Origin of the sequence: Paenibacillus germinis (assembly GCF_013141785.1) — a bacterium.
Classification (GTDB): Bacteria; Bacillota; Bacilli; order Paenibacillales; family NBRC-103111; genus Paenibacillus_E; species Paenibacillus_E phytorum.
Genome location: NZ_WHOC01000058.1, coordinates 36,559 through 53,942, shown reverse-complemented (window position 1 = coordinate 53,942; position 17,384 = coordinate 36,559). Strand labels below are relative to the sequence as shown.

General features: G+C 41.1%; 10 protein-coding genes. 1 reads left to right on the top strand and 9 read right to left on the bottom strand.

Annotated features, from left to right (window positions below):
• Positions 1–101: 101 nt before the first annotated feature.
• The 9 genes from GC102_RS11160 to GC102_RS11120 all read right to left on the bottom strand — a co-directional run bounded on the left by GC102_RS11160 (position 102) and on the right by GC102_RS11120 (position 15,968).
• A complete protein-coding gene (locus GC102_RS11160; protein ID WP_171689592.1) occupies positions 102–2,474 on the bottom strand; it encodes a helix-turn-helix domain-containing protein in 2,373 nt (790 codons plus the stop codon).
• 124 nt (positions 2,475–2,598) lie between these two features.
• Complete coding sequence (locus GC102_RS11155; protein ID WP_171689591.1) at positions 2,599–5,547, bottom strand: sialidase family protein; 2,949 nt, start codon at positions 5,545–5,547, stop codon at positions 2,599–2,601.
• Positions 5,548–5,609: 62 nt separating this feature from the next.
• Complete coding sequence (locus GC102_RS11150; protein ID WP_171689590.1) at positions 5,610–6,626, bottom strand: sialidase family protein; 1,017 nt, start codon at positions 6,624–6,626, stop codon at positions 5,610–5,612.
• A 75-nt stretch (positions 6,627–6,701) separates the two neighbouring features.
• Complete coding sequence (locus tag GC102_RS11145; protein WP_171689589.1) at positions 6,702–8,345, bottom strand: extracellular solute-binding protein; 1,644 nt, start codon at positions 8,343–8,345, stop codon at positions 6,702–6,704.
• Positions 8,346–8,422: 77 nt separating this feature from the next.
• Complete coding sequence (locus GC102_RS11140; protein ID WP_171689588.1) at positions 8,423–9,289, bottom strand: carbohydrate ABC transporter permease; 867 nt, start codon at positions 9,287–9,289, stop codon at positions 8,423–8,425.
• A gap of 20 nt (positions 9,290–9,309) precedes the next feature.
• Entirely contained in the window at positions 9,310–10,074 is a 765-nt protein-coding gene (locus GC102_RS11135) for an ABC transporter permease (protein WP_216628024.1), read from the bottom strand.
• A 354-nt stretch (positions 10,075–10,428) separates the two neighbouring features.
• Entirely contained in the window at positions 10,429–13,173 is a 2,745-nt protein-coding gene (locus tag GC102_RS11130) for a sensor histidine kinase (RefSeq protein ID WP_171689586.1), read from the bottom strand.
• A 24-nt stretch (positions 13,174–13,197) separates the two neighbouring features.
• The gene (locus GC102_RS11125) at positions 13,198–14,802 is read right to left on the bottom strand and encodes a response regulator transcription factor (RefSeq protein ID WP_171689585.1); all 1,605 of its coding nucleotides are present in this window, start codon (positions 14,800–14,802) and stop codon (positions 13,198–13,200) included.
• 98 nt (positions 14,803–14,900) lie between these two features.
• Positions 14,901–15,968 carry a GntR family transcriptional regulator gene (locus tag GC102_RS11120; protein ID WP_171689584.1) on the bottom strand — a complete coding sequence of 356 codons (1,068 nt, stop codon included), beginning with the start codon at positions 15,966–15,968 and terminating at the stop codon, positions 14,901–14,903.
• Positions 15,969–16,174: 206 nt separating this feature from the next.
• On the opposite strand from GC102_RS11120, the gene GC102_RS11115 reads away from it, so the two are divergent.
• On the top strand, positions 16,175–17,347 hold the full coding sequence (locus tag GC102_RS11115; RefSeq protein WP_171689583.1) for a CapA family protein: 1,173 nt from the start codon (positions 16,175–16,177) through the stop codon (positions 17,345–17,347).
• The last annotated feature ends 37 nt before the right edge of the window (positions 17,348–17,384 follow it).

Sequence of the window (17,384 nt, the reverse complement as noted above, 5' to 3'; positions counted from 1 at the left end):
ATGTTTCTACATTCATACAACAATTTATACATGTCAAAAATATATAATACGAAGATATCCCAGCTACCGCAGATCCGCTACGGTTACCTGGTTATCGCTAATTAGCTGTTCATTTTTTTGTATTCGCCAGGCGTTAAGCCCATCATATCTTTAAACACTTTGATAAAATAATACGAATTGCTATAGCCGACCTGTTTACTGATCTCATTGATTTTCAAATCGCTTTGGACTAAAAGCTCTTTGCTTCTTTCGATCCTCACTTTTTTTAGAACATCAACAAAAGGTTGTCCGGTTATTTGTTTGAAAAGCCGGCTGATGTAGGCCGGGTTCAAATTTAATTCCTCCGCTACCGAATTCAAGGAAATGTCTTGGCAGTAATTCCGTCCAATGATATCAATCACTCTGGTAATATGATGGTTACCTTTGGCATTCATCTCTCGTTCGATATATGCCGTCGTTAAATAAATGAGCCTGTGAAACCACTTCCCGATTTTATCCATGGAATCTTGATCCAGAAGCTCCCGGTAAGGGTCCGTTTCCCCACCCAATACAGCCCTCATATCTGCTCCCAACTGGGTGTATGCGTTCATAATTCCTGTTAGAAGCTGCATGAACAGCGGCCTAATCTGATTGTAGTGCAGCTTGTTTTTATGCATATTGATTTCGGACACAAACTCGTCGAACGCTTGGAGCGCTTCTTCCGTACGGGCTGTTTTAAGGTGGCCTAGCAGAAGCTCTTCTTTTTGCTTTGGGTAATGAAACCCAGTCTTATTGTCGATACGGATATCGTCGATGGAAATGACATAGCCATTCCCGTACAAGATTCGATACTTCAATGCTTCTAGAGCGTCCTCATAGGCTTGGGGTAAATCAAGGATAGAACTGCAAACCCTGCCAATCCCGATGGTGCAAGTACTCCGCAGCTTCAAACTCATTTCGTCAAGAAGCTGCTGCCCGATCAGGAACAACTGTTGTTGGTCCATCCCACCGCGACCCATCACGATTGCGATGATATCCTTTTCGGCATCAACGAGATAATAGGGGGTTTGGATAACTGGACTTTGGATGATTTGATCCATGATCCGAAGCTTAAAGAGATCGTTCGTAAAATTCGTAATCATCCCCCTCTCCATACCACTGATATTGTGGTCGTCCAATGAGAGTGCGAGAACAACAAGATCGCCCAGATCGATATGAACGCCTAAATAGTCTTTCTTACTCCCGATTTCCTCCAAATTCATGGAATGCTGACGCAGAAGCGAATACTTGAATTGCTCCCGTTGAAAAGGCAAACTTTCATCAAGTTTCTCCTTGTAGTAATCCCGATCATGGATGGCCGACTGCATGAAGATACCTATCGTGTCAATTTCGTCTGTTTGCTCCGTTTTCCTCTCCGATTCCCCACCGATCATTGCCTTAAGCCGGGATATCGGTTTGTATAAGCTTCTCGAGGACAAGTAAGTCAACGTTAGTGTAAGAAGAACCAGAACCAAGGCGGATAGAACGATCGTTTGCTTGATCGAAGCTGTCCCTTTGGATAGTGCCTCCATATCCGATATGTTCACGAAGGTCCACCCCAATAAAGGAGAAGCGGAATGGCTGATCAGCTTATTTTTACCCGCCAGTTGTTTCACGAATGAACCAGATCTCCCAACAATATCTTTTTCCTCAGGCAAAATAAGGCTCAGATGCTGATGCATGCTAGCTGGATTGCTGTGAAACAAAATCTTCCCGGCCGATGAAACAACGTAAATATTATCCTGATGGTTCAGCTTGTTAATAATTTCATTGTAAATAACAGAAGCGTCCAGATTGATGATAAAGGCATTGTTGTCTTTATTCGTTTTATAGATGATGGATAGCAAGTTTTTTTCTTTTGAAGAATACGCTTTGGTGATTCGGGTATCCATAAACACGTAATATTCTTTCGATTCAATTAACGTGTCGTACCAGTCCCGATCATAGAAATCATCAAGATCAAATTGCCGGTTGGAGCCGCTATTGTCCGAAGTAATAACAAGATTTTTACTGCTATCATAGTAATAGACGGAATCCACAAATTCATTGGATATTCGGAAGGTATTAATCGTAGAGATGGAATTGGTTTTGGCTGCTAAATATCCGTACAGGGTAGGCAGGTCCTCTTTACCAAGCTCACCCTGCAGGTCTTCGTAGTAGCTGCCGTTCGGAAACTTTTCAAACTCCACAAAGGCTTGGTTCAGTGCAAGCAGATTGGAATTTTCCTTGATCCGTTTCAATACAATTTCGAGGGCATTTCGCGTTTGGTTCAAATATTGCTGTTTCGTTTTCCCGGTCTCTTCTTCAAAGGTTTTGGAAACTTTGTAATACGCGACTACGTCGGAAAGCAGATTTGGAATGATGGCGATCAAAGCCGTAGTCATAATCAATTTGATGAAAAATGTGTTTCTCATCCTCTTGTTCAACCAAGCAAAACGGCTGTTATTTTTGAACATGTCGTTCTTGCCCCCTTTAACCTCATGCAACCGCTTGCAATTGCGTTGGGAATTTATACAAATTATATTTGAAATTCGAAAGAGCCAGACATTTGTCCAGCTCTTATTATTTCTATAAATGGAATTATTGATTATACAACCCCTGAATTTCCTTGGAGCTTAAAGACCTGTCATACACACGCACTTCATCAATCATGCCGTCCCAGTAACGTGTAGTTCCATTTTTGTCCTTACCTATTGCAAGACCATTGGATGCACTCGTTACATCAGGTACATCGCTAGTATATATACCCTTAGTTTCTAGGCCATTCACATAAATCCTTATTATTGAATCTTCTCGTGTCACTGCAATGTGCTTCCATACTCCGACCGACAGCACGGCAGTATCTGTTACCACATAATTTCCGGTAGGTGCTGATGTGCCATCAATCAGGAAAGAAACTTTGCCCGAGGATTCCATTTGTACCCACCATGACGGTACAGCAGTACCCACATCCCCATACCAGAAAATGAACCTGTTTCCAGTTATGGTATCGGTATTCACCCACGCAGCCGCAGTAAAATCGCCTTTGCCAAACTGCACGCTTGTTTTATTGCCTGCATCTACATAATCATTGGTTCCGTCAAATGTCAGCCCGTTGTTTAGATGGCCCACAGCCCATGTTGCGCCATTGGTCACCGTCCCCGTATTTCCATTGCCAGATAAATCCGACGCTATAGAGCCGCTTGTTTCATCGAATTTCAAGTAGCTAACAGGACCTGACCCAGGCAAATCTGTGTATAGCCTTGTGTATTCGACGTGAGTATTTACTGCATCCGAACTTGTGCCTAAGACCCAGTGCTGCAATGTATCGCTATAGTTGCCAGACTGCAAAGAGAAACTTCCCTGGAATACCCCGTCCATGAATACTTCGGCATAACCATTAGTCACCCTTACTTTCCATAGATGCCAGCTACTATTCAATGTCACTGCTTTTACTTTCGTCCAGACGCCATAATTGGTTATTGCGTAGATTCCGTCCGTTCTGAAGTCCAGCATCAGCCTGTATTTCCCATCCGCGACCTTCGTCCCCAAGGATGCAGGAAAGGGGCTGACCCCTATAGCTCCACTGCTGAAATCATCTATTTTTGCCTTAAATTCAAGCGTATAGGTTTGAGGAATGCTTATGTCCGTCCGGCTAACAATAGTGTTGGTACTATTGTTATTAGTCAAGTTCAGCTGCCCCGCGGGACTGATTGAAGCGCTTCCAATTGGAGTCCAGACTGACAAGCTGTTCCATTGCTCATCGAGATTTACTGTGGCAACATCCCATGTAACAGGTACATCTGTATACAATTTTGAGTACTCAACATGAGCATTTGCTATATCCGTGCTTGTGCCCAGAACCCAGTGCTGCACAACATCGCTATAGTTGCCAGACTGCATGGCGAATTTACCCTGAGATATTCCGTCCATGAATACTTCTGCAACACCATGATTCACAATTACTTTCCATGTATACCAGTTGTTAGTTAGAGTCACTGCTTTTATTTGCGTCCAGACACCATAATTGGTCATTGCGTAGATTCCGTCAGTCCTGAAGTCCAGCATCAGCCTGTATTTCCCATCTCCTATCTTCGTCGCCAAGGATGCAGGAAATGGACTAACCCCTATGGCCCCACTGCTGAAATTATCTATTTTAGCCTTGAATTCAAGCGTATAAGATTGGGGAATGCTTATATCTGTCCTATTAACAGAACTGATGGCGCTATTGTTACTATACAAATCCAACTGTCCCGCAGGACTAATTGTAGTGTTGCCAGCCGTTGTCCAGGCCGATAGGCTGTTCCATTGCTCATCCAGGTTCACTGTAGGTATTGGCGGATACGTTGGAGAAGGTCCTGATAACGGATCTAGACTCTGTTCGCCATCCGTTAGCCATTCCAGGTTAAACCTTGCCAACACCATATAATGATATTTCAGAGTACCATTCCATTTCTCATAAAAGCAATAGATGGTCTGTTTATCATTACTGACCGCAAGGTCTGAATAGGCAGAACCTTCCGGGGCTATCACTTTGGAATAGGTCCAGTTATCTCCCTCATCCATGGACATCTTAACCGTCAAATTGGATCGATCGCTAGGGTTATTTGTATTAGTAAATAGAAGCCTGTTGTTATAATAATCGTGTTGGTCCGTAAAATGTAAAATACTTCCATAATCATTCGGGTCATTTAATTCCCTGTCCAATACCGGAGTTGACCATCCGCTGCTGCCGTTTAAACTTGTTGATACAGATCGCGCTGGGGAGACCTTTGTGCTATTTCTCATATTGAGCATGACTGAACCGTTATAAAGCTGTACAGCTGTTGTTTCATTGGGACTCGGTATCTCCGGAGTGTCCGAGATGATTTCGCCTCTATTCCATGTAACCCCGCCGTTATCGCTGTAAATGGTAGATACAACTCCGGGTGCATGGGATGTGTTTAAAGTAAGCCAGACGGGTACAAGCAGCCTTCCATTTTCTAGTTGAATCCCATGTCCGGGACCTGTTGCAAAGGCTGCCCAGTTAAACTCTGATTTAAACTGATTGAATACAGAGGTTATTTCCACAGGGGCAGACCAAGTAGCGCCGTTGTCCGTACTCTTCCTGTAAAAGGCCTGGCTGTATTCTTTGCAGTAAAGGAAGTGCACAGTGCTGCTGTTCTTTTCCGCAATCATGACTGGATTGTTGATCGTATTCGCTGTAGACACGCCATCTACTAGCTTGACTCTGGACTGCCACGTGTTTCCGCCATCCGTGCTTCTTCTCATATAAATATCGATATCTGCCCAGTCGGATGTAGTTTTCCTTGCTTCCATGTACGTAATAATGGTGCCATTCCCAGTAACGACAACACCCGGTATTCGGTATTGGGCATATCCATCCACTGTTGCCTCATAAAGAATGGTTTCGTCATAGAAGGGTACAGCTGCTTTTGCCACATTTCCCGAAAGGAAGACGGCAACGGATGCTAATAGGAAAAATGCACATAACAGCGTAAGAATTTTAGCTGATTTTCCTTTAAATATACGTATACGACGGTTCGACATATCATCACTCTCCTGTTTAGGTTCAACCTCAAAATCAATTCTTAAAACCCACCCCCTTCTTATTATTCCGCTGCCAGCAAAAAGTCGTCCTCCCTGAGGCTGTATCCCCGGATTTGCCCCTTAGGCGCATCATCCACAATATATTGCACTACATAGATTTCCCCATCCTCAAACTGTACCCATCCGGAGTAGCCGAGATCGGCCACCGGACTGCGGTCAAAATCAACCGGCAAGATCCGTGTCCATTGATCGCGCCGTTCCTGCGCCTTGGCCGATTCCTGATCCGTCAAAGCAGCAAAGAAATTTTGCGTCCATGTACCAAGCCACCCCTTCCCGCCCTGCATGAACCGGTAGGTGATTAGGACGCGCCCGCTCTGCAGTAGACCAGATACAGGGCGATGGCATCCCGGCAGCGGTATCCGAAATAGCCCGCTCCAACTTTCTCCCTGATCGTAGGATATCGATTTATAACAATCCCAGCCTTCACCGGAGTTTTCCCGTAAAAAGGCCACTAATGTACCGTCTTCTAGTGGAAGAATGCTCACTTCACACAACTTCAGTCCTTCCTGTGCAGCAACCAGCACTGGCTCCGACCAATCCTTCCCTTGATTATCGGAATACCGGAGCCATTGCCCGTCAGAGGAGTGAGCCGACAGCAGCCATCGGCCAGATGGGAGCTCACAGAGTTTGTCGGGGACGATCCCCTCCAGCGGAGTCTCGATTGGTCCCTTCCAACTCATTCCTTCGGCGTCACCTATCCATAAGTAATTATGGCCGCCACCTTCCCGCTCCTTCGTTATTTGGTCCGCGACAATGATAAGCCGTCCATCACGGAGCCGGGATATACGGGCACAGTTCCAATACGGCTGGCCGTTTGTCAGTTCGGTGAATGGCCTCTTGTTCCCCCAGGTTCTTCCCCGATCCGTGCTCTCCGTGATCATCAAGCGTGTAGCCGACCTGTTCCCATGGTGGGTGCATTGCGAGAATACACAAACCAGCTTTCCGCCAACTGTCAATGTCACATCCGGCCATGCCTCATACCACTCATCATCGCGACTTATTGCAAATTTTTGTATCACCGTTTCTCCATCCTCTCTTGTTAAAGAAGAAGCCAGACCTGCATCTGGCTTCTTCTATTAAAAAATTGAGTTATGTTATTTGTTTTTCTTATAAAATTCCTGTCCGTTGGTGATAACATCCTGACCGCCTGCTGCCAGCCACTTCTTCTGAAGTTCAGCCCAAGTGCCGTCAAAGTCGTCGCCCATGATAGCCTTTAGCCAACCTTCTCCAAAGGTTGATCTTAGTTTGGTTTGGTCACCAAGAATTTTGTCATCAAAAACGTTCATTAACGGCGGAGCCATTGTATACTTAGCGTTAGTAGCAAACCAGTCTGTGAAAGCTCCTTCTGCCATATCTGTAGGAATCCATGGCTGCAGCTTCTTAAACGCCTCATCATAATTAAAATTGTTCTCTTTGATCGGGATGTAAGCATATTCAAAGTAATTCATTGCACCCCATGCTAATGGATACAGATACCCATTCTTTTTAGTGTCCCAGTCTTTATCGGCTTCAGCCTTGTTTACGGTAAAGATTCTTTTGCCATTGTCTTCTTTAACATCTGTGAAGTGTGTTCCATTAATTCCGAACAGAGTTAATTCTCTGCCTTCCTTAGTTAGCGTATATTCCATTAATTCCAAAGCCTTTTCAGGGTTTTTAGAAGTCTTTGGAATAATATTCCCTCTCCAGAAGCCGCCTGAGTGGCCTAAGTTAGCAGGTACGCCATTCAAACCTTTAAGTGGCGGAAGATAGGCAATTTTAGCATTAGGATTAACAGACTTAGCCTTTTGCAAGAATAAATCAGGCTTTGTTGTAGCAGCTATACCGTATTTCCCTGCTCCAAAATCATCGGACTCAGGACCTTGGGCACCATCGGGTTTTAAGCTAAGCCAATCCTTGTTAATCAGGTCTTCTTTTACTAGCTTTCTAAAGAAAGCAGCCGAATCTTTCGCAGCTTGTGATACTTCATATCTTGTAATGCTTCCATCTGGCTGGGTCACCCAGTTGTCTGTCCTGCCTGCTATAGCATGTGCTCTTGATATAAACTGTCCAAGCTGAGTAATGGAAGGATCAGACATACCGCTTGCCCTAGTATAGACGCCATAGGTGTCAGGTTTGCCATTTTTATCCGGATCTTTTTCCTTAAAGGCTTTTGCAACGTTATAAAATTCCTCGAGCGTAGTAGGCATACTTAAGCCTAAATTCTCCAGCCAATCTGTACGGATAACCCAGCCCCACTGCATGGGAGCAAGTCCCAGCGGCTTGTAATAAGACTTTCCATCAATCTTAAAGCCTTTGTAAACTTCAGAGTTAACAATAGCATTGATGTGCGGGTACTTACCGCTTTTTAAATAGTCATCATACGACATGATCAAGCCATTCTTAGCCCATTCGTTTAAAGTTTTGCCGGAGTCAACCGTAGCGATGTCAAAATTTTCTCCCGAAGCCATCATAAGGTTAATTTTGTTTGCAAATTGATCGCTTGGGATGCTTACAATTTCAATCTTCGTATTCGTTCTTTTCTGGAGTTCCAGAAGGATACGATCCTTTTGGGGGTCCTGCTCGTTGGCTGCTCGCACCCAGCGGATTGGAACGGGTTCACTCGCTTTTTGCTCTTTTTGCTCTTTTGGCTGGCTGCTTCCTGTTGCTTGTGGCTGCTCTTGCTGTGAACAACCGCTTAATACGGTAGCTGCAAGCAGCAGTGACATAGACAAAGGCTTGATCATGCTAAGCTTTTTCATCTTTTTACCTCTCCCTTTTTAATTTTCTCGTTAACATAATGTCATATTTATGTAATCCGCCTAGTGGTGGATTGCCATTATTCCTTTACTGCACCCATCATGATTCCTTTTGTAAAATATCTCTGTATGAATGGATAAATGATGAGTACAGGAATCATTCCAACGATAATGCAAGCCATTTTAAACTGCTCCATATTAGATCCCGACGTCATGACACCCACCTCCGCCGTAACCATATCCTGAATAATCATCTGGCGCAATAAAACTTGCAGCGGAAACATATCATTGGAATTGATAAATAATGTGGCTAAAAAGTAGTCATTCCATAAAGCTACACCGTAAAATAAACTAATTGCAGCAAATACAGGCTTAGATATTGGGATAATAATTTTAAACAAAATTTGTATATCATTATATCCATCAATTCTTGCGGCTTCTTCTAGACTTGGCGGAATACTGGCAAAATAATTTTTCATAATAATCAAATTATAGGTTGAGATAGCCGTAGGTAAAACCAACGCCCAAATTGTATCTATGAGGTGTAGATTTTTAACTAGTACATAAAAGGGAACCAAGCCACCACTGAAAAACATGGTAAACACGATTAAGCGAAATAACATTGCTCTACCTGGAAGATCCTTCTTGGATAGTGCATAAGCACCACAACTGGTGAGTATCATGCTTATGGTTGTTCCAAGCGCCGTTATTTCTACTGATCTTAATAAGGCTCTTACAATTCCCCCAATGCTGCCCAGAGCTCTCTTATACTCTGTAAGACTGAAACTCTTGGGAATTAGGTGATAGTGGTCTGTTAAATATACTTCCTGCGAGGAAATAGATATAATCAAGATTCTCCACAATGGCAGTATGATGATTAGGGCTGATAGACCGAGCATTAGATATATGATCGTATCCGTCAATGAAAACCTTTTTTGTATATACATGATGGAAACTCCTCCCCGTGTTAGTAGATACCCTCTTGACCAAATGCCTTTACAATCCGATTTGAAACGATAAGTAATACTGCGCATATTACAGACTTCAGTAGACCCGCTGCTGCTGCGAAGCTAAATTTGTTGTCTCCTAAAGCGGTTCTGAAAATGTAGGTATCCAGAATATCACCTGTTGAATAGACCATAGGATTGTAGAAGTTATATACTTGGTCAAAGCCCCAAGTCAAAACCTTTCCGATAATTAAGATAAACATGATTAGGATAACATTACGTATGCCAGGTATTGTAACATTCCATACAAGGGACCATCTTCCGGCGCCATCCATGACACCCGCTTCATAATGTTCTGGATTGATGCTTGCCATAGCCGCAACATAGATGACAGTGGCAAATCCCGCCTCTTTCCAAATATCTGTTAAAATCAAGACCGGCCTAAAGGCAGCTGGATTTGTCAGCATATCCGTAGCTCCGTCTTTAAAAATGGCTGCAAGAATCCCTGTCTCTGGACTGAAAAAAGTGATAAATATGGAAGCAACGATAACCCACGAAATAAAATGCGGTAAATAGATAATCGTTTGAACCGCCTTACGGAATTTACGATGTCTTACTTCGTTTAGAAGCAAAGCAATAACGATAGGAATGGGAAACTGAGTAAGAATACGGTATATCGCAATAATAACGGTATTCCAAAATGCCCTCCAGAAATCTTCCTCACCAAATAATTCTTTGAAATGCTTCAATCCAACAAAGGGGCTGTGAAAAAATCCTTTACTCATGGAAAAGTCCTGAAAAGCCATGGTTATTCCATACATAGGAACATAACAGAAGATCAGATACCATATGAGCAGAGGGATGAGCATGAAATACATATATTTATATCTCAATATAAGTTTCAGTTTTTTTTTATAACCATGCTCCTTTGAGTTTTGCTTAATAAACAGTTTGGAGGTTTTTATTACTTCAGTATCCATTTATCTTCTCCTTAACATTTTCGTATTGGACATCCATTGCTGTTACTTCTTGTGTTAATTATAAAGCGTTTACAAAACCATAAGGTAGGACTCTAACTTAACATTTGTTCCGTTTTTTTAACTTAATTCCATCTTTGTTATGAAAAATAAGCAGCACGGCTACTTAAAAAAGTAACCTTGCTGCTCTATTTGAGGAAAATAAATGAAGACCGTGGTGCCTTTTCCTAAAGTACTATCTACTTCAATTCCATATTCATCTCCAAAATATAATTTTATTCGTTCATGAACATTAATGATCCCAATACTTTCTCCTTTTGTTTTCCCCTCAAGCCTCGCCTTAATTTCCTTCAGCTTGTCCTCTGTCATTCCCGCACCATTGTCACAGATGGATATTTTCAACTTATCCTTCAACTTTTGAACCTTTATGGCGATAGTGCCTCCATGCTCCGTTACCTCCAGGCCATGATAAATGGCATTTTCCACGATTGGCTGAAGCGTCAGCTTCAGAACCGGAATTTCTAACATATCTTCACTTACATCATAGATTACCTTAATTTTGTCCCCAAACCGCATTTGCTGTATATCTATATAGGTTTTCACATGAGCGATTTCCTCACTAAACTTCACTACTTTTTCTCCCCGGGTGATGCTGGTTTTAAACAATGCAATAAGTAATTTTATCATTTTCTCTGTTCTGGGATCCTTCGCAAAAGCCATATATTGTGCTGTTTTTAAGGTGTTGTAAAGAAAATGAGGGTTGATTTGTGACTGTAGCAGATTTAATTCATATTCCTTGGCCTTAAGTTCCGCGTCTTTTACCTTAACCTCGGATATATATTTTTCTTCAATTAGTAGACTTATACGCTCAAGCATCTCATTAAAGCTATTACCTAATTCATATATTTCATCTTCCGTTGCACTCTTAAAACGGGTTTGCAGGTTTCCTCTTTTCACGTTTCTTACTGTTTTCATTAATGAAGATATGTTCAATGAAAGTATAGAAGAGAATCCATAGGAGAACCCAACGCTTAGTAAGATAAGCCCTAAGAGAACCACTATACTGTAAAAAAGTATGTATTCATTCTCATTAAAGTTCTTTAAAAGGAATACTAAACTCCACCCATTTTCAGCGAAGTACTTAGAAATCATTAGATAGTTATTTCCCCCTTCCCGAAAGGATACCCTTTCATTCTGTTCTAAGGAAGGTTTATTGGTTTTGAATACCTCTAACAAGCTTTTCTTTTGACTTCGGCCGATATCACTGAAGATATCTTTGCCTGTTTGGTCCACAAGGTATAAATCCAAATAGCTGATCTTAGAAAAAACATTTAGCATCTTCTCAATATCTTCCCCGTTGAAATCAACTAAAATAAACCCTAGTAGTTTTCCAGCCTCAATCCCATCTGCAACACCTCTTATTTGCATGCCGATACGTATACCTTTCTTATTAAAAGGTGAATCCGTATAGCTTCGCCATAAAAAAGTACTAAAATGATCATTGATATAATCTAGATCCGTTTTGGCATCGGGACGCATCATGAATGGCCTGCCGTAGGTAGAGGAATATACCAGACGCTTATCTGCGTCATAAATGGTTATATTCGATATGCCTTTATCAAATAAATTTCTGGAAAGAATGATATTATTCATCTCATCCCGAATCTCTTTATCCACATTATTGGAAGTTTTGCTGACATCCAGAAGCTTTTGAACCTTCTCATTGAAAGAGGAAGTCTCAATTGTCATCCTACGATAATTATTGTAAACAAACTCCATCTGTTGATAGAGAATTTGGGCACTATATTCAAAGACAGACCCTACCTTGCTTTCTACCGTGTCCTTGGCGGATACATATGAGCTGCCTGTTATTAATACAACTGGAACAGTTACTACAGTGGAATACAAAATTAGCAAAGTCAATTTAAAGCTAATTCTCCGCCTAGACAATGCTATTGGCTTATTTTCAATGTAGCTGTGATTGAGTGAACTTATCTGAACTTCCATATTTTTAATTGGCTTAACAATTTTTTTGCCTGTAATAGCTAGTACAATGATCGATAACACCAGACATAATAACCCAATCTGAATATTGGTAGTCAGATTTTTATTAATGGACTTTTGAAGCTTGTCAAAAGTGAACGTATTCGTTATCGTCCACCCTTCATAGTTTAAAGAATTTTTAAATGAGAATTTTTGTTCAGCCAATTCGCCTGCTTGTTGATTGTAGGAAACTTCAGCAGTGTTCCCTGCATGATCCGTAATAAAAATGCCATTCCCTGCAAACTGCATCTCCTCAATAACTTTTGTACTCAACACCACAACCATATATGCCTTTATTTCATTGGTAAATGGCTCAGATATAGGACTTATGATAGCTAACCTTTCATAGATCCCCTCTCTATATCTATCAAGGAAAAACTGACTTTCAGCGTTTTGCAGCAATGGTTTCTTTAAATGGTTATAAAATTCTGCAGATCCGTATTTGTCATAGCTTTTTCCTACTGAATTACTAGCCTTAATAAAAATATTTCTATTATAATCAACAACAAGTATGGAATCCACCTTATCATTACTAAGAATAAGACTATTCAGAAAATCCTCATAGTCCTTTTGTGCTTTTATGAGTACATATGGGTCTGATTCATTCGAACTGATAATCTTGTCAAAATACTCATTTTTCATAGACAAACTAACGATATTGGCAATTTCGCCCAAATAGGTGTTGGCCTTTTCAACTGCTGCATCTGTAGCTATTTCATTTACGCGTTCGAACTGAAACAAAATAAATCGATTAGTGACCATATAGCATGTTAAGGTCGTTAATGCGATAGACATCACAGAAAAAACAATACCGAATATAATAATTTTCTTTTCCAGAGACTTTTTAAAGTTAAATTTAATCATGCAAACTCCCCATAAGTTTTATGGTTACCCTTTGTATTTTTCTCTGTATTCTAATGGCGTAAAACCTGTGACGTTTCTGAAAAGTTCACTAAAATAACGGGGCTTCTCATAACCAACCATACATGATATCTCATAAACTCTATAGTTGATATCCTTTAGAAGCCTTTTTGCTTCTTCAATTCGCACTTCAGTGAGTATAGACTTAAAGGTTTTTCCTACATCCTTACTGAAAAGCCTAGAAAGATGAACAGGATGAACATTTACATACCTTGCTAAATCCTCAAGGCTTATTTGACCGGAATAATTTTTCCTTATATAGTCCAAAGCTTCATCAACAATCCTTCTGTTTTTCAAATTGTTCTCTTCATTAAGTAAATCAAATGCCTCTACAATAAAAGCTTCCAACTTCTTAAAAATCATCACAATCGTCTCACAATATCCGATTTCCTTTATCATATAGTTTGATTTGTCTAAAAACACATCTGTTTTTTTTCCCATTTCGCTCAATTCGTTAACTATAGTTAAAACTAGTTTAACAGCAAAACCTGAAATCATATCGATTTCGGTTAGTTTGGCATCTATAAATTGAATTTTGAGTGTATCGAGATATTCTATTAATTTTACATGCGCCTTACTATTAACAAGTAACATGATTTCTTTCATCCACCGTTCTTCTTCCGTGAAGGTAAATATCCGCTTGCTGTTAGTATCTAGTTCACTATAATGGATCATACAGTTACCAATATAAGCTTTGTTCAGGAAGACCTCTCTTAAACGTGTATACGAATTACAAAGTTCTTGTAAATTAGCTGCCATATTTCCAATCACACAAGAAATCTCAAGGCATTCTTCTTCGTTTTTTTTATACATGCCTAGCTCTTCCTTCAAATTCTCATATACTTCAGTTACAGTTCGCACAAAATCTTCTTCAGGAAGCGTCCATAAAACACAGCATATATCATTTAACGAAATAACCGTCCCTTTATTTTGAATTTCAATATGTTCATATAAATACCCTCGGATGAATTCATGGATACTACGTACTCTGTCTGCCCCAGAATAGAAGGTCAGATGCTTATATTCATCAATTCGAAACAAAGTCATGCGGTAATCTCTATTTGTACCAAAAATACCTACTTTTCGAATCATTGCAACCGCTTTCTCATCCATTTCTGAATGACTTTCCATCATTTCTTTAAAGAGGTTTTCCCGCTTTCTCCAAATATCTTCACTATCCATACTGATATGATTTTCTTTATGTAAAACTCCTTTAAGCTTTGTAAAATGATTAACAATTTCATCTTCCCCATCAGACTTTAAAATATATCCGTAAACCCCACACTCGATGCCTTTCTTTGCATAGTCAAATTCATTGAAAGCACTGAATAGCGTTACCTTCGTTTTTGGAAACCTGCTCTTCACTTCCATAGCCAATTCAAGACCATTTAATACGGGCATACGTATATCTGTCAGAATAGCATCTACTTCTGTTTTGTCTAATAACTCCAGAGCCTTGTATCCATTTTCACATACCCCCGCTACTTCAAAACCAATGGAATTCCAGTCAATAATTGTTGGCAGAACTCTCCTGAAAATCTCTTCATCTTCAACAATAAGCAGCTTGTACAATCTCCTTCACCTCCTGAATCTGTAACCGCTTGCATTTCCTCTGAACGCTCCGTAACAAGATTCTCCTTGTCATAATGGAGTGCCACTAAAAGTTCAAATTATAAAGAACTTTCCCTGATGATTAATTCCGGCTGTAACACAACGATCGTATGATCACTTGCAGCTCCCTTCAGAAGCAGCTTAGCGGCTTGAATGCCTGTCTCAAAGGTTTGAAATTTAACGGATGTCAGCTTCGTCGGAAGACTTTCACATAGGTTGGTATTGTCGCAGCCAACGATCCCAATATCACTCCCAACTGTTAAATCCATTTCTGCAGCTGCTTCATAGGTCCCTTTGGCGATCCGGTCGTTAAAGCAAAAGATACCGTCAGGCCTCTCATCATGCTGCATCATCCTAAGGGCACTATCGTAACCCTCTCCATCGGACTCAAAGGCGGATTCGAACACAACCCACTCTTTTCTTACTGGAATGTTCGCTTCCGTCAGAGCACTAACATAGCCCTGGTATCTATCGGATGATGCAGAATAAACAGGTCTAGATATGAAGGCAATCCTCGTGCGGCCAGCAGCGATCAAATGTTTAGAAGCCATGTAACCCGCAAGAAAATTGTTGGAAATGACCCTAGGCGCCTGTATACCTTCAAGCATTCGATGGCAAAAAACAAAAGGAATACCAGCTTCCTTAAGCTTATAAAAGGGGGTGAAATCCACTATACCGTCTATCGCCGGAACGATCATGACCCCATGCACCCTGCTGTCTATTAACTTTTGTATGTGTCTTGTTTGCTTTTCATAACTATTATCAGTATTACAGATCATTAAATTGATATCATTCTCACTTGCCACATCACTAGCCCCCCGGACAATATCGGGGTAATTGTAATGAAGGATATCAGGAATTAGCAGTCCCCAGTTTTTGATTTCCCTGCCCTCATGGCTATTTCGGCCATTTATAGGTTCGGAGACATAGGTTCCGCTTCCATCCCGTGCATAGAGTAGCCCTTCGCCAATTAATTCCGATATTGCTCTTTCGATGGTTGTGCGTGCAGCTTGATAAGTTTCAGATAATACGGTTCTTGAAGGCAAACGATCGTGCGGTTTCAAGGATGAAATATTCCGCATCAGTTGATCCTTTATTTGCCTATATCGAAGTGAATTGAAATTCATTAGACCAGCCTCCGCCCAATAATCTGTATGTCTGATTTATCCATGCATACTGATTATACGTTAGCTTGATAGCGTTTTCCATACTTTACTTTACCTAATTTTTATTTTCACTAACTCATCGTTCGATAACATCTGCATTTACTAATTATTAATATATATAAGAAATAACGGTAAATGTATCGATTCGATTGAAGGAGTGGGTTTAGGTGTCCCGAAAGCATGTGCCTTTCCTTTTAACCGCGTTAACTGCATTTTTGTTGTACGGTTGTCAAACAGAATTGTCTCCCGAACAGTTAACTGCTGACCATTTATCAACAACACCCGCTGAATCACAAGAGCCTGCGTCTACTCCTATACCAACTTTACTTCCAATTTCAATTGCCTCACCAGAACCTCAACCCCTTTTGCAAGAACCAATAACGATCCTATATGCGGGAGACGCTATGTTTGACTGGTCTGTTAAAGAAGCAATCGCCATGCACGGCCCTGATTTTCCATTTGTGCATGTTAAAGAAGAAGTAGAGAAAAGCGACTTCGCATTCATCAATCTGGAAAGCGCTGTTACGCTTGAGAATGACAAAGATAACAACCAGATTTATAATTTCAAATCCAATCCGGAATCACTAATAGGGCTAAAAAATGCAGCATTTGACATGGTTTCAGTCGCCAATAATCATTCGATGGATTTTTTACAGAAAGGTTTCCTGGATACACTCGATAACCTGGACAAGGCTGGATTGCTCTATGTGGGGGGCGGTCTTAATGCCAAAGAAGCATACAGCGCGAAGAGCATCATTCTTAAAGGGAAAAAGGTGAAATTCCTGGCATTCTCTCGCTTCATACCAACAGGAGATTGGTTTGCTGGGACGAATAAGCCGGGGATCGCTCAAGCCTACGATAGGAAACCGGTGCTGGATGCCATAGCCCATGAACGTGAGGACGCTGATTATGTGTTGACTTACATCCACTGGGGGGTGGAAATGAAAAACCAACCTGAAAAGTGGCAGCGCGACTTCGCTCGCCAAATGATCGATGCTGGAGCTGATGCGATTGTTGGCAGTCATGTGCATGTGCTGCAAGGGTTTGAGTTTTACAAAGGGAAGCCTATTGCTTATTCCATTGGCAATTTCCTCTTTCCGGACTATGTTAGCGGTCCGAAGGCGGATACGGGACTACTCTACCTAACGCTGAATGGCGACCGTATCGATATGTCCTTTCACCCTTATTACATCGAGAAAAATCAAATTGTTCCTAAGGGAGATGCGTATGTCAAAAAGCAGCAAACATATCTGGAGACAATTTCCTACGGTGTGACCTTGGATGGACCGAAAGTGCTAATGCAAGAAGAAATGGCAAGCCTTCAAGCAAGTACTAAGTAAAGTTCTTTTTCAAACATGTAGTTATTAATAGGAAAAA